This window comes from Bradyrhizobium pachyrhizi (genome assembly GCF_001189245.1).
GTDB classification, from domain to species: Bacteria; Pseudomonadota; Alphaproteobacteria; order Rhizobiales; family Xanthobacteraceae; genus Bradyrhizobium; species Bradyrhizobium pachyrhizi.
In genome coordinates this window covers 203,894-217,737 of sequence record NZ_LFIQ01000105.1, presented here as the reverse complement: position 1 = coordinate 217,737, position 13,844 = coordinate 203,894, and the positions used below count along the sequence as shown (strand labels likewise).

At 63.4% G+C, this 13,844-nt stretch carries 13 protein-coding genes; 5 read left to right on the top strand and 8 right to left on the bottom strand.

Going from position 1 to position 13,844, the window contains the following annotated elements; genetic code table 11:
* Positions 1 to 49: 49 nt before the first annotated feature.
* Positions 50 to 586, top strand: a complete 537-nt coding sequence (locus AKL29_RS27090; protein WP_028334096.1) for a tetratricopeptide repeat protein — start codon at positions 50 to 52, stop codon at positions 584 to 586.
* A gap of 59 nt (positions 587 to 645) precedes the next feature.
* On the opposite strand, the gene AKL29_RS27085 is transcribed toward AKL29_RS27090, so the two are convergent.
* Together AKL29_RS27085 and AKL29_RS27080 are read right to left on the bottom strand one after the other, a co-directional pair.
* Complete coding sequence (locus AKL29_RS27085; protein ID WP_050386262.1) at positions 646 to 1,776, bottom strand: hypothetical protein; 1,131 nt, start codon at positions 1,774 to 1,776, stop codon at positions 646 to 648.
* A gap of 237 nt (positions 1,777 to 2,013) precedes the next feature.
* A complete protein-coding gene (locus tag AKL29_RS27080) occupies positions 2,014 to 2,280 on the bottom strand; it encodes a hypothetical protein (RefSeq protein WP_050386261.1) in 267 nt (88 codons plus the stop codon).
* A gap of 365 nt (positions 2,281 to 2,645) precedes the next feature.
* Here AKL29_RS27080 and dinB point away from each other — a divergent pair, with 365 nt between their 5' ends.
* Together dinB and AKL29_RS27070 are read left to right on the top strand one after the other, a co-directional pair.
* Positions 2,646 to 3,893 carry a DNA polymerase IV gene (dinB, locus tag AKL29_RS27075; protein ID WP_050386297.1) on the top strand — a complete coding sequence of 416 codons (1,248 nt, stop codon included), beginning with the start codon at positions 2,646 to 2,648 and terminating at the stop codon, positions 3,891 to 3,893.
* A gap of 111 nt (positions 3,894 to 4,004) precedes the next feature.
* Positions 4,005 to 4,214 carry a hypothetical protein gene (locus AKL29_RS27070; RefSeq protein ID WP_016846027.1) on the top strand — a complete coding sequence of 70 codons (210 nt, stop codon included), beginning with the start codon at positions 4,005 to 4,007 and terminating at the stop codon, positions 4,212 to 4,214.
* A gap of 81 nt (positions 4,215 to 4,295) precedes the next feature.
* Here the strand turns inward: AKL29_RS27070 and pyk are convergent, their stop codons facing one another.
* The 6 genes from pyk to AKL29_RS27040 all read right to left on the bottom strand — a co-directional run bounded on the left by pyk (position 4,296) and on the right by AKL29_RS27040 (position 10,766).
* Positions 4,296 to 5,711, bottom strand: a complete 1,416-nt coding sequence (gene pyk / locus AKL29_RS27065; RefSeq protein WP_028334099.1) for a pyruvate kinase — start codon at positions 5,709 to 5,711, stop codon at positions 4,296 to 4,298.
* A gap of 3 nt (positions 5,712 to 5,714) precedes the next feature.
* Positions 5,715 to 7,010, bottom strand: a complete 1,296-nt coding sequence (locus AKL29_RS27060) for a glycerate kinase type-2 family protein (protein ID WP_050386260.1) — start codon at positions 7,008 to 7,010, stop codon at positions 5,715 to 5,717.
* Positions 7,011 to 7,040: 30 nt separating this feature from the next.
* Complete coding sequence (gene oxlT, locus AKL29_RS27055) at positions 7,041 to 8,399, bottom strand: oxalate/formate MFS antiporter (protein WP_028334101.1); 1,359 nt, start codon at positions 8,397 to 8,399, stop codon at positions 7,041 to 7,043.
* 65 nt (positions 8,400 to 8,464) lie between these two features.
* Positions 8,465 to 9,247, bottom strand: coding sequence for a fumarylacetoacetate hydrolase family protein (locus AKL29_RS27050; RefSeq protein WP_028334102.1), 783 nt, complete (start codon positions 9,245 to 9,247; stop codon positions 8,465 to 8,467).
* A 5-nt stretch (positions 9,248 to 9,252) separates the two neighbouring features.
* Positions 9,253 to 10,272: a 2-dehydropantoate 2-reductase gene (locus AKL29_RS27045; RefSeq protein ID WP_050386259.1), complete on the bottom strand. Its 1,020-nt coding sequence runs from the start codon at positions 10,270 to 10,272 to the stop codon at positions 9,253 to 9,255.
* An 80-nt stretch (positions 10,273 to 10,352) separates the two neighbouring features.
* Positions 10,353 to 10,766, bottom strand: coding sequence for a CBS domain-containing protein (locus AKL29_RS27040; protein WP_050386296.1), 414 nt, complete (start codon positions 10,764 to 10,766; stop codon positions 10,353 to 10,355).
* 239 nt (positions 10,767 to 11,005) lie between these two features.
* On the opposite strand from AKL29_RS27040, the gene AKL29_RS27035 reads away from it, so the two are divergent.
* Entirely contained in the window at positions 11,006 to 11,854 is an 849-nt protein-coding gene (locus tag AKL29_RS27035; protein WP_028334105.1) for an IclR family transcriptional regulator, read from the top strand.
* Positions 11,855 to 12,035: 181 nt separating this feature from the next.
* Positions 12,036 to 13,823 carry a glyoxylate carboligase gene (gene gcl, locus AKL29_RS27030; protein ID WP_028334106.1) on the top strand — a complete coding sequence of 596 codons (1,788 nt, stop codon included), beginning with the start codon at positions 12,036 to 12,038 and terminating at the stop codon, positions 13,821 to 13,823.
* The last annotated feature ends 21 nt before the right edge of the window (positions 13,824 to 13,844 follow it).

Here is a 13,844-nt window from a genome sequence, read left to right as displayed (position 1 = left end):
TCTTCGAATGGTGCGGGGGATGCGCTGGACTTGGGCAACGGGGCGAGGATTGCATCGCCTCGCCCCGGCGTTGATCTGTTGCGGCTTGGCGACCGGCCTTGGGGCCTGTGACTACACGACGCGGGAGGCGGCCATCGTCGCCCCCGTGGATCCGCCGGGCGGCGACCCCGTGCAGGAGCCGACCGACGTCAAATACTATCCCTCCGACGAACCGGTGCGGATGGGGCTCGAGCAGTACAACCGCGGCAACTACGGAATCTCGCAGCGCTATTTCAAGGATGCGGTCGAGAAGGCGCCGAAGGACGTGACGGCCTGGGTCGGCCTCGCGGCGAGCTATGACAAGTTGCGCCGCTTCGATCTTGCCGATCAGGCCTATGCGCAGGCGATCCGGCTTGGCGGCGAGACCGTCCAGATCCTCAACGATCAGGGCTATTCCCTCATGCTGCGCGGCAATCTGAGCGGCGCGCGGCGGAAGTTCGAGAAGGCGTATTCGCTCGATCCCGGCAACCCCGTCATCGCCAACAACCTTGAGCTTCTCAACGGCAGCCGGAAGTTCATCGAAAGGCCGCCGAACAATCAGCCCTGATCACGCCGCTCAACCCGTCGTTTCGGCAGAGCCAGGCGCGGGCCGCCTGGCGCGTCTTGCTAGTTCGGCAGCAGCACGGCATCGATGCGGCGGCTGTTTCGCGTGCTGATGATGATGGCGCCGTTGCGGGTCGCAAATCTCGCGCCGACAAGGCGCGGCAGCTTCTCCGTCAGCGATGAAGGCAGCGGAATCATTCCGCCGGTGATGGGATCGCCGACGTTGATCGGCGCGACGGCTGCGCCGGCCGAAGGCGCTGCCTTGATGTACTCCCTGATCAACTGAATCTCTTCACGCGAGAGGCTGAGCGCGGCCTGTTCGCCTGCGCCGTCAGGCAGCTTCTTTTCCGCCTCGGCCTTGTTTTGCGCATCTTCCTGCTGGGCGGCATCGCGTTTTGCGACTTCGACCTGCTCGAGTCTGGTGAGGCGTTCCCTCAGCGGCGCGATCTCCCGTCGCAACGCGGCGATGTCTGACTTCAGCGACGAGAGCTGACCAAGTGCAATCGCGGCGGCAACGCAAGCGACGACCGAGATCAGGCTGAGGCATGCCACCGCCAGTCCCGTCAATCCGCCTCGACGATCGGCACGACGATCCGGGACATCCTCCGCGGATCGCCGTCGCCGCGCGGTGGCGAATTTCGGCTTGATCGTGCCCAGGAAGCTGACCAGACCGGACAGCCGCGCAGCCACCATGCGGTTCGCCTCTTGAAAGGCGCCGAATGCAGGCCCAGGGACGATCGGAGAGTGCGCCGAGGGGATGGCGGGAGCAGCAGCCGAATGGCGCGCGGCGGATGGCTGGCGGTCGTCGCGGTCCTCGCGCGTCATGCCGGGGAGCTCGAGATCAACGTCGTCGGGGCGGCCGATCGCGGTGTCCGCAACGTAATGGCGCGTGTCGGCTGCAACAGCGTCCAATCGCTCCGTTTCCTGTTGATCGGGTCCTTGTTCGATGCGGGCGGCTTCAAGCGAGCGCCACAGCGAGAGTCCCGAATCGGTGATCTGCAGGCCCGCGTCGTTGATCGATGCCCATCCCGATTGGAAGACGTCGGCGTCGCCAAGCTCGGACGGCCGCTTCGACCGCGTGGTTTCATCGCCGGCCGCGATCATGCGCTTGACCTCGCGGCTGACCTCGTCGATCGCGATCCGTTGCCCGGGCCTTGCGGCCAGCACACTCAAGATCGCCAGATTGAACTTCATGCGGCGCCTCGCGATGCTCCTTAACTGGCCGTGCCGCCGTTCCGCTCCCATGCAGGCGACGTGCGAGCCTCAGCGGGGTCGAAGCGGGTCAATCATGCCGGCGCGGACGTCGGTCGGTCAGGGAGTCAAGCAAGTGTACCGGCTCGCCAAGGGGCAAACAATCCGGCACCAGACTTACGACAGATGGATAAGTCGGCCCGCAAACGACACGCGTCGGGATCGCGTTCGCTGCGCGCCTCAGAGAAACTCGCGAAGCCTGGAGAGCTCGATCACATGCTCGGGTGACAGCACGTCGGGGACGAGGGGAGGCTGCGACTTGGTCCGGATCTCGTAAAGATGTCGCGTCTTCTCGGGCTTGCCCATGAAATCCCGAATGCATTGGTCGAGCGTTCCGTTGACGACCATATAGGGCGCGCGATCCTCTCGCCTGGAGTTGTTGATGGAAGGCCATTTGTAAAGGTGGGCCGCAGCTTGGAAGTCCACCTGATGGGATTGGTCGGTCATTGCAAAATATCTACCCGAAAAAGCCCTGCGCGGCAAAGTCAGCCGGCTGATGAGTGAGCCGGTGCGGTATCTCGAACGCTCCGCCGACGTGCCTCGCATTGATGCCTCGCAGCAACTCTCCACTCGATCTCCCGCGGACCGAGATCGGGGGCGAACGGGCGAAGCCGGCTGAAGCAAGCGCCGGCAGACCCCTCGCACGGCAAGCGCGCGCAGGGTGGTAACGCGCGTTGACCATTTGGCGTCGTTCGCGGCGGCGGCGACGGGCTGGATTGACTCGATTTGAGAATGTTCCTATTTTGTTCTATCGGCAATTTCCACGTCCGGGGACGGGCGGCTTCGGTCAGGTCAGGGATGAGCGGGTCGAGATGGCAGCCGCAGCCACCATCCTTCATGCGGACCTCGATGCATTCTACGCATCGGTCGAGCAACTGCTCGAGCCGTCGCTGCGCGGCAAGCCGATCGCGGTCGGGGGCGGCGTTGTGCTTGCGGCGTCCTATGAGGCCAAGGCCTTCGGAGTGCATGGCGGCATGTCGGGACGGGAAGCGCGCCGACTGTGCCCGCAACTTGTTTTCGTCGGCGGCCATTTCAGCGATTACCAGCGGCTGGGTGATGCGGCCATCAAGGTGATCGGCGACTTCACGCCGCTGGTCGAGCGAATTTCGATCGACGAGGCGTTCGCGGATGTTGCCGGCTGCACTCACCTGTTCGGAACGCCTGCTGAAATAGCCGCGTCGATCCGGTGGCGCGTGCGCACCGAGCTCGGCCTTCCGATCTCGGTCGGCGTCGCCCGCACCAAGCATCTGGCGAAGATCGCCTCGCAGGTCGCAAAGCCCGACGGACTTGTCGTCGTTGATCCCGATGCCGAGCTGAGCTTCCTTCACGAATTGCCGGTTGAGTTGATGTGGGGGGTAGGGCCGGTCACCAGGACCCGGTTGGACGCGATCGGCGTCGCGACGATCGGTCAGCTCGCCAAATTGTCGGAACGGTCGCTGACGCACTTGCTCGGTCCGGCAGCGGGCGAGAAACTCGCCGCGCTGGCCTGGAATCGCGATCCGCGACAGCTCAAGCCACACCGGCGCGCGCGATCGGCAGGAGCACAATCTGCACTTGGCCGAAAGCCTGCGATCGAGCAAGTCATCCGGCCTACGCTGCTTCATCTCGCCGACCGCGTCGCCACGCGGCTTCGGGCGAAGTCACGGCCTGGACGAACCGTGACGGTGCGCGTCCGCTTCGCCGACCTGAAGTCGGTGACGCGCTCGATGACGCTCGATGCGCCGGTGTGCACGACCATCGTCCTGGCCCGGCTCGCCGAGAATCTCGTGCGCGCTGCTCTTGCCGACCATCCCGGCGAGAAGATCATCTCGCTGCTGGCGATCTCGGTGTCGCATCTCGAGGAGCATTGGGATCTTGCATTGGAGCTTCCACTCGGACTGGAGGACGAAGCGCTTCGGCCTGGAAGTCCGACAGGGATGGCCCGCTGGGCGGCGGACCGTGCGATCGACAGGATCCGCGATCGCTTTGGCTGGGAGGCGATCGGATATGGTTCAGCGGCGCTGGAGGCGGTTCATTCGGTGCCCGACGCGTTTCGCAAGCTTGCCGAGAGAGATCTCTAGCTCACCAGTTCACACGGCTTTCACTCCATTACGAAAAGGCAATTTGGAATCGCGCGCTTGTGAGTGGCGACCCCGTACGGCCGGCCTATTTTGAGCCTGCGGAGGATAGCCATGAAGTACAGCGCCGAACTGATCCAGACGATGCGCGATGCGTTGGATGCGGTCATGGCAAGCGTGCCGGCGGATCAATCCGTGTTCGGTCTCAAGGCCGCTGTTGCGGAATGCATCCTGCGAGCCGCGGCTCACGGCCAGACATCGTTCGACGGGCTCGTGACGTCGGCATCCGATCAGCTTCAGTCGATCATCTCGATGCTGACCTAGGCGATCGGGAGGCGCGCGACCGTTGCGTTCATCTTGCCCCACGGTGCGCCAATGATGCAATCGCCCGGGCCGACGGTTCTCTCAGGGGAGCGATACGACCCGTAGATTGTTGGTTGTTCCCGCTTGTCCAAAGGGAATGCCGGCCACCACGACCAGCAGATCGCGGCTTGATGCAAACTGCTCTGCATGCGCGAATGTAGTTGCGCGCTCGACCATCTCCTCATAGCTCTGAACGTCGTCGGAAAGCACGCTGTGAGCGCCCCAAAGCAGGCACAGGCGGCGGGACACTTCGCGGCTTGGGGTGATGGCGAGGATCGGTCGGCTCGGCCGCTTGCGCGCGACGCGTGCCGCCGTGGTACCGCTCGACGTATAGGCCACAATGGCTGCGGCGTGAACGACGGAGGCGAGATCGGCCGCCGCCGTTGCCACGGCATGCGGTGGCGTTTGCTCTTCGCCGGGCTGGGTCGCCTCGACGATCGAGCGGTACATCTTGTGTTGTTCGGTGCTGCGGATGATGCGGTCCATCATCTCGACCGCTTCGCGCGGATATCGGCCTGTCGCGGACTCCGCCGACAGCATCACTGCGTCTGCGCCATCATAGATGGCGGTCGCAACGTCGGAGACTTCCGCACGCGTCGGCGTAGGGGCGGCGACCATCGAGTCCAGCATTTGCGTGGCGACGATCACGGGCTTCACCGCGAGACGGCAGGCCCGCACCAGCTCCTTCTGGCGCCCAGGCACGTCCTCATGCGGGATTTCGACGCCGAGATCTCCCCGCGCAACCATGATGGCGTCGCACAGCTGGATGATATCGTCGATTCGTTCGAGAGCTGCCGGCTTCTCGATCTTGGCCATCAGACCGGCGCGGTCGCCAATGAGGCCTCTCGCCTCGATGATATCCGAGGGCTTCTGCACGAACGACAGGGCAACCCAATCCACGCCAAGTTTCAGGCCGAACTCCAGATCGAGGCGATCCTTCGCGGTAAGCGGTGAAAGATCGAGGACCGTCCCGGGCAGGTTGACGCCCTTGTGATTCGAGATCGTGCCACCGACGATCACCTTGGCTTCGATGAAATCGTCACCGAGCCCGGTAACGCGAACGCGGACCCTGCCGTCGTCGATCAGAAGGTCATGGCCGGGGGCAACGGCGGCAAAGATCTCCCGATGCGGGAGCGGAATTGCGGTTCGGTCGCCTTCCGATCCGGACAAGACGAATCGAATGGTCTCGCCGGCCACTGCGGCGATCTTGCCATCGCGCAAGGTGCCGACGCGGATCTTCGGGCCCTGGAGGTCCATCAGGATGCCGATCGGCCGGCCTACGTCCTGTTCCAGCTTTCGGATCGCCGCGTGAATGCGTGCGTGATCGCTCTGCGTTCCGTGACTGAAGTTCAGGCGGAACGTATCGACGCCCGCCAGCAGCAGCGCCTCGAGCATCTCGGGGGAACTGCTCGCTGGACCAACGGTTGCAACGATCTTGGCTCGTCGATGACGACGCATGGATCACCTCGTCGGTGGCTGGCCGGCTGCGATCAGCACGGCACGGATATCATTGACGTTCGTAAGCGTCGGCCCGGTGCGCACGAGGTCTCCAAGGCGGTCGAAGAACGTATAGCTGTCATGGGCAGCCAGGTGCGCCCGTGCGTCAAGCAGATTCGCGGCGGCCCGCCGCAGCGTATCCGGACCGATCAAAGCGCCAGCCGCATCTTCCGTTCCATCAATTCCATCGCTGTCGCCCGCAATGGCCCAGATATCGCACGTACCTGATAGGGCTATGACAAGACCAAGCAAAAACTCGGTGTTGCGGCCGCCGCGGCCCGCCGGGCCGCGTCCGATCGTAACCGTCGTCTCGCCTCCCGACAGCAGCACCGCGGGGGCAGGGCCTGGCTGTGCATGCCACGCGACCGACCGGGCGATGCCGGCCATCACGGTTCCGAGTTCCCGTGCCTCGCCCTCGATCGCGTCTCCAAGAATGATCGGCGTCAGGCCTTCGTCCAGGGCGGCGTTGGCCGCAGCGTCAAGCGCATGGAATGGAGCGGCAAGGATGCGGACATCAGCATCGATCTCGCCGGGCTTGGGTGTCTCGTCAGCTTGTTCAAGCACAAGCCGCGCCGCTTCCGGCAAGTCGATGGCAAACCGGCCTACGATCTCCAGCGCATCGGCTTTTGTGCTGCTGTCCGGCAGCGAGGGACCGGAGGCAATCGCCGCGGGATCGTCGCCGGGAATGTCTGAGATCACGAGGGTCGTGACGCGGGCCGGGCGGGCGGCCAGCGCCAGCCGACCGCCCTTGATCGCCGACAGATGTTTGCGGACGACGTTCATCTCGGCAATCGTCGCGCCGCTTGCAAGGAGTGCCCGGTTGACCGCCTGTTTGTCGGCGAGAGTCATCGGAGATGCCGGAAGGGTCATCAGCGCCGAGCCACCGCCGGACATAAGGGCGATGACGAGATCGTCTGCTGAAAGCCCCTCGACGGCGTGCAGCATGCGAAGGGCCGCGGCCTTGCTCGTGTCATCCGGCACGGGGTGAGACGCTTCGAGCACTTCGATACGGCCGGCTGGAACCGAATGGCCGTGGCGCGTGACGACGACACCTGAAAGCTCGACGTCAGGCCATGCCGCCTCGAGGCCCGCCGCCATTGCCGCCGACGCCTTACCCGCGCCGACAACGATGCATCTGCCCTTCGGCTTTGCCGGCAGGGCGTCGGCAATCGTGATCCTTGGATCGGCGCTCGCGATGGCGGCGCCGAAGATTCGCCGCAGGGCGGTCCGAGCCCGCACATCCGTCCATTCGTCGCTCAATCGCTTGCGCTCCGGCCGATGGGTCTCTTGTTATGGCGCCTTCTCGAGACGGTCGTAAGACACGGGTGCCTCCAGTCGACCGCCTTCACCGGGAAAGACCTTTGCGCGAGCGATTGCGGCGCTTGCCGTCGCTTCACTGCCGAGAATGAACGCGCGCCGCATAGGCTTGATCAGAAACAACGCGGTGAGGGCAGCGGTGGCATTGAGCGCGACCGCGACGATGAACACGGCCTGCCAGCCGAGCTGGGAAGAGATGATGCTCGCGAGCGGCACGAGCAGCGCCGCCGTGCCCTTCGCCGTGTAGAGCATGCCGTTATTGGTGGTTGCGTATTTGGCGCCGAATGTGTCGCCCGACGTCGCCGGAAACAGGCTGTAGATTTCGCCGAAGACGCCAAAATAGATCGCCGTGGCCAGCACGAAGACAACCGGAATGTGACCGTAGGTGGACAGCGTCAGCAACATCAGCGCCGCAGTCGCGAACGCGATGAACATCGTGTGCTCGCGGCCGATGTTATCGGACACCCAGCCAAAGAGCGGACGGCCGAAACCATCGAAGACGCGATCGAGCGAGATGGCAAAGGTCAGCGCCGCCATCTGGAAGCCCGCCAGGGTGACCGGCGTGTCCGCGATCTTGAAGTCATGGGCGATCGGCCCGATTTGCGCGGCGGTCATCAACCCGCCCGAAGCCACCATGACGAACACCAGGTACATGACCCAGAAGATCGGGGTGCGCAACACCTGGGGCGGAGTGTAGTCGATCGCACTCTGAGGCAGATTGAGACGCTTTTTCCTGGGGGCTTCGACGCCATGCGGTGGCCGGACGAACCAGGCCAGCAGGATGACGATGAGGCCTTGTCCGATCCCGAAGGTCAGGAAGGTGCTCTGGTAGCCGCCGGCGGCAATCATGTTGGCAATCGGTACGACGGTGAGGGCCGCACCGGCGCCAAACCCGGCGGCGGTTGCTCCTGCGGCCAGGCCGCGCCGGTCCGGAAACCATTTCAACGCATTGCCGACGCAAGTGCCGTAGACGGCGCCGGCGCCAATGCCCGCGACGACAGCTGCCGCATAAAGTGTGACGAGAGAGGAGGCGTATGAGTTCAAGACCCAGGCCAACCCGATCATCAGGCCGCCGAACATGATGACAATGCGGGGGCCGTATTTGTCCACGAACCAGGCCTCCACCGGCACAAGCCATGTCTCCGTCATCACGAAAATCGTGAAGGCGAGCTGGATGGCTGGACGACCCCAGTGAAACTTCGCGTCGATCGGATCAACGAACAGCGTCCAGCCATATTGCAGATTGGCGATCATCGCCATGCAGACAATTCCGATCGCCAGTTGCAGCCAGCGGAAGCCGCCGGGCGCTGATGCCGGATTCGTGGAGATCATGTACGCTCCTAAAGCAGATAATCGTCGTTTGGGCCGGCTGCGTCGGGTTATCGTCCCGCCGCAGCCTACTGACGGAATTCGTTGGTCAACTCGCCGATTCCGTCGATCGCGACGGTGACCGTGTTGACGGGCTCCTTCATGACCCCGACGCCAATCGACGTTCCGCAGCAGATCAGGTCGCCCGGCAACAGCGTCATGTCGTGCGAGATCTTGCTGACCAGCGTCTGTGCGCTGAAGATCATGTCCGCGATCGGGTAGTTCTGGCGCTCGACGCCGTTCAGGATGGTGCGCACCATAAGGCGTGCGGGGTCGAGGCCTGACGCAATCACGGGGCCGAAGGGGCCATATCCATCGAAGCCCTTGGCCCGCGCCCATTGCGGGAAGGTCGGGTCGCGATTGAGGATGTCCGCGGCGGTGACGTCGTTGGTGCAGGTGTAACCGAAGATGAAGGCGTCGGCGTGTTCGGGGGCGACCGCCGTGCAGCTTTTGCCGATGACGATGCCGAGTTCACCTTCGTAGGTCGTCTTGCCATCATAGCCCAAGGGACGCCTGATGACGGCACCAGGCGCGGTGACGCTGGTCGGCGCCTTCAACAGGTACAGCGGTTCGGCGGGCTCAGGTGATTTCAGCTTCTCCGCAAGCGCGTGAAAATTGTTCCAAAGCGCGATGACCTTGCTCGGTTGCGTGGGGGCCAGCAGCTCGACGTTATCCAGCGCCAGCGTTTGTCCAGTCGGTCGCGGGTCGCCGAACATGTCCCCGTCGTGCACGGAGATGCCGGACGGGGTGAGTTGCCCGAAGCCGATTTCGGCATGGTGGCGGAAGCGGACCCAGCGCGTAACATTGGCCATCGGGATCACGCCACCGCCAGCGTTTCTGCTGCTGCGGCGCCGGCCGCCCCGTCATAGAGGCCGGCCAGCCTGGTGCGCTGCGCGACCAGCGCCAGCACCGCATCGAGGGCGGGCGTCGCGATATCAGTCATCCGGCCCATCTCCTGCACCACGGTGATCAACGGATCGATCTCGACCGGACGTCCGCGCTCGAGATCCTGCAGCATCGAGGTCTTGTGTGCGCCAACCTTGCGCGCACCTTCGATGCGGCGTTCGACATCGACGCGGAACTTGACGCCGAGGCTTTCCGCGATCGCCTGGGCCTCCAGCATGATCGCCCGTGACAGCGCGCGCGTGCCGGGATTGCTGCAGATCACGTCGAGGGTCGCGTGGGTGAGGGCGCTGATCGGGTTGAAACAGACGTTGCCCCACAGCTTGAGCCAAATCTCGTCGCGAATGCGGTCGAGGACCGGCGCTTTCATGCCCGCGGCCACGAACAGCTCGGAAAGTTTCTGGACGTCGGATGTGATCTCGCCGGAGGGCTCGCCCAGCGGAAAGTTGTTTCCGTAGACATGGCGGATCACGCCGGGCGCCTCGATTTCGGTGGCGGGGTACACCACGCAGCCGATTGCGCGTTCGGGGCCCAGCTCGTTCCACTGCCGACCGCCAGGATCGATGCTCTCGAGCGTCGATCCTTCGTGCCGTCCGCCGTGCTTGTGGAAATACCAATAGGGAATGCCGTTAACGGCGGTGACGATGCGGGTCCGATCGCCGAGCAGCGGCCGCATCGGCTCGATGACCCCGGTGATCGAATGCGCCTTGAGGCAGATGATGACGTAATCCTGCTCGCCGAGTTCGGCGGCGTTATCGGTACAGCGAGGATGCACGACACGCTCCTCGTCGCCGATCAGGAGCTTCAGGCCGTTCTGCCGCATTGCGGCGAGATGCGCACCCCGCGCGACCAGGCTGACATCGGCACCAGCGCGCATAAATTCGACACCGAGATAGCCGCCGATCGCACCGGCGCCGTAGATGCAGATTCTCATCAGATCCTCGCAAGCAAAGTGGGGACACAGCAGGAGCCGCAGCGGCTCGAACCGAGCAGCAATGGCCTTGGGTAAGTCTGTCAGGCCGCGCAGGCGGCTTCCTCGTAAGCAAGGGTGATGTCCCGCATGCTCACGACGCCGACGAGCCGGCCGTTGTCGATGACGGGGACATAGCGGATCCCATGACGGGCCATGAGGCGCTCGACATCCGTGAGCGCATCTTGCGAATTGCAGGACAGCAGCGGCCGCGGCGAGATGAACTGCGCGACTTTCATCGCAAGACCATTGGTGCCGCGCTCGGCGATCACAGCAACGACGTCGCGCTCGCTGAACATTCCGATCACGGCGGCGTCCTTGCTGCGCGAGGCGTTCCTGACCACGAGGGCGCCGACATTGCTCGCGTACATCAGGTTCGCTGCAATGCTCACGGTTTCGTTCGAGCCGATCGTCACCACGTGCACATTGTTGGCGCGAAGGATGTCCCCGACGTACATGGCATCGTCCTCCCGGTTGCTTGACTGGGTCGCTGTGAAATGGATCGTGGTATACATTATCCCAGATGTCAAACAAAAGAATCGAGCCATTTGCTAGGAAGAATGGCAAAAATACTGACCTATTCGCGAGTGCTGGCACCTTGACTTCATGGCATTTTGGTATGCCATATGCCAATTATGGCGCTCGTTCTCGACGAGCAATTTCGTTCTGAACCGCAACCGGTTAGGGGCAGGTCGTGATGAAAAGAGAGCCGATCCGACGCAAGCCGTCCGATCCCGATCTTCGCGCGCAGCCGGAGCCGGACGCGCGCGACGGCGGCGTTCAGTCCGTTGATCGCGCCATGCAAATCCTGGAGACACTTGCAGAGGATGATGAAGGCTATCGGCTGACCGATCTGGCGATCCGCACCGGCCTGTCGCCCTCGACCGTACATCGGCTGCTGACCACGCTCGAGAACCGCAGGTTCGTTCAGTTCGACCGCGACGAATCCAAGTGGCACATCGGCGCGCAAAGCTTCGTGGTCGGCTCGACCTTTGTGCGCCGTCGGAATTTTGCTGCGCAGGCGCTGCCTTATCTGCGCAAGCTGCGCGACCAGACCCGGGAAACGGCCAATCTTGCGGTGGTCGATGACGAATCCATCATCGTCGTGTCCCGCATTGAAAGCCGGGAGATCATGCGCTCGCTGACCAAGGTCGGCGGGCGCGTCGCAATGATCGCCTCCGGAGTGGGGAAGGCGGTGCTGGCTACCTATTCCGACGCCGACGTCAATGCGATCATTCGTCGTCAGGGCATGCCGCGGCTGACGGAAAAATCGATCGTGCGGCCCGGCGAGCTGTTCAAGGAATTGGAGAACGTGCGGCGTCTGGGTTATGCGGTGGATGATGAAGAGGCGCGCCTCGGCCTGCGTTGCGTGGCCGCCGTCGTCTTCAACGATTGCAACGAGCCATATGCCGCAATCTCGGTATCCGGCATGGCGGACAGGCTGACGAACGAACGCTTGCCCGAGATCGGTACGATCGTGCACCGGATCGCAGCCGAACTCACGGCCGAACTTCGTGGAAACCGCACGCAGCAAGCGCAGGCGTAAGGCTGGCTGCAATTCCGTCCGCAACAATTTCCATTTCTACGCTGACGCTAATCGTTTGAAGACGCGCAAGAAATCGCGAGCGTTGCCACAGCGCGGAAATTCCAATCGATTGCGTTGAGATCGATGCTCGCGGGCCTGATGATCCTGCTCAGGCCAACTCATAGCGAAGCGGGATCATCACATGAAGATGCGAGCAGTCGATGCAGCAGTGCGCATTCTCCAACGCGAAGGGATCACGTGCGCATTCGGCGTTCCCGGCGCGGCGATCAATCCGCTTTACTCCGCACTGAAGCGCAACGGCTCGATCAGTCATATCCTGGCACGGCACGTCGAAGGCGCCTCGCATATGGCGGAAGGCTATACCAGGGCGAAGGCGGGCAATATCGGCGTCTGCATCGGCACATCGGGTCCCGCCGGCACCGACATGATCACCGGCCTCTATTCGGCGATCGCGGATTCGATTCCGATCCTCTGCATCACCGGTCAGGCGCCGCGGGCGCGGCTCTACAAGGAGGACTTCCAGGCCGTCGACATCGAGGCGATCGCAAAGCCGGTGACGAAATGGGCCGTCACCGTGCGCGAGCCGGCGCTGGTGCCGCGCGTGTTCAGCCAGGCCTTCCATGTCATGCGGTCGGGACGGCCGGGACCGGTGCTGATCGATCTTCCGCTCGATGTGCAACTGGCCGAGATCGAGTTCGATGACGAGACCTATTCACCGCTGCCGGTCTACAAGCCGACGGCGACGCGCAAGCAGATCGAGAAGGCGCTCGAGATGCTGAACGCCGCGGAGCGGCCGCTGATTGTGGCCGGCGGCGGCGTGATCAACGCCGATGCATCCGAGCTGCTGGTCGCCTTCGCCGAAGCGGTCAACGTTCCGGTGGTTCCGACGCTGATGGCGTGGGGCGCTATTCCTGACGATCATGCGCTGATGGCAGGCATGGTCGGCTTGCAGACCAGCCATCGCTACGCCAACGCCACGATGCTCGAATCCGATTTCGTGCTCGGCATCGGAAATCGCTGGGCCAACCGGCATACCGGCTCAATCGAGACCTACACGAAGGGCCGCAAATTCGTCCATGTCGACATCGAGCCGACGCAGATCGGACGGGTCTTCAATCCGGACCTCGGTATCGTCTCGGACGCCAAGGCTGCGCTGGAAATGTTCGTGAGCGTCGCCAGGGAGTGGCGGAGGTCCGGGAGGCTACGCGATCGGCAAGCCTGGCCCGCCGCCTGTCGCGACCGCAAGCGTTCGATGCTGCGCAAGAGCCACTTCGATAACATCCCGATCAAGCCCCAGCGCGTCTACGAGGAAATGAACAAGGCCTTTGGCCGCGACACCTGCTACGTGACCGTGATCGGATTGTCGCAGATCGCGGGCGCGCAGTTCCTCAATGTCTACAATCCACGCAACTGGATCAACGCTGGCCAAGCCGGCCCTCTCGGCTGGACGCTGCCGGCCGCGCTCGGTGTGCGCGCCGCCGATCCCGACCGCGAAATTGTCGCGCTGTCGGGTGACTACGACTTCCAGTTCCTGATCGAGGAACTTGCTGTAGGGGCCCAGTTCAATCTGCCGTACATCCACGTCGTCGTGAACAATTCATATCTCGGGCTGATCCGGCAGGCGCAGCGCGGCTTCGACATGGACTATCACGTCCAGCTCTCGTTCGAGAACATCAACGCGCCCGAGATCGGCGTTTACGGCGTCGACCACGTGACCGTCGCGGAAGGACTGGGCTGCAAGGCGATCCGGGTCACCGATCCGAACGACGCGCAGGCGGCTTTCGCGACAGCACGCGCGCTGATGGCGAAGCATCGCGTGCCGGTGGTGGTGGAGTTCATTCTCGAGCGCGTGACCAATATCGCCATGGGAACGGAGATCGACAACATCGTCGAGTTCGAGGAGGTGCTCGATCTTCCGCTCGATGACGTGCCGAGCGCATCACGATCCGGCACATTGTTGCCGGCCTGACGACATCTTTCAGCGCTTCAA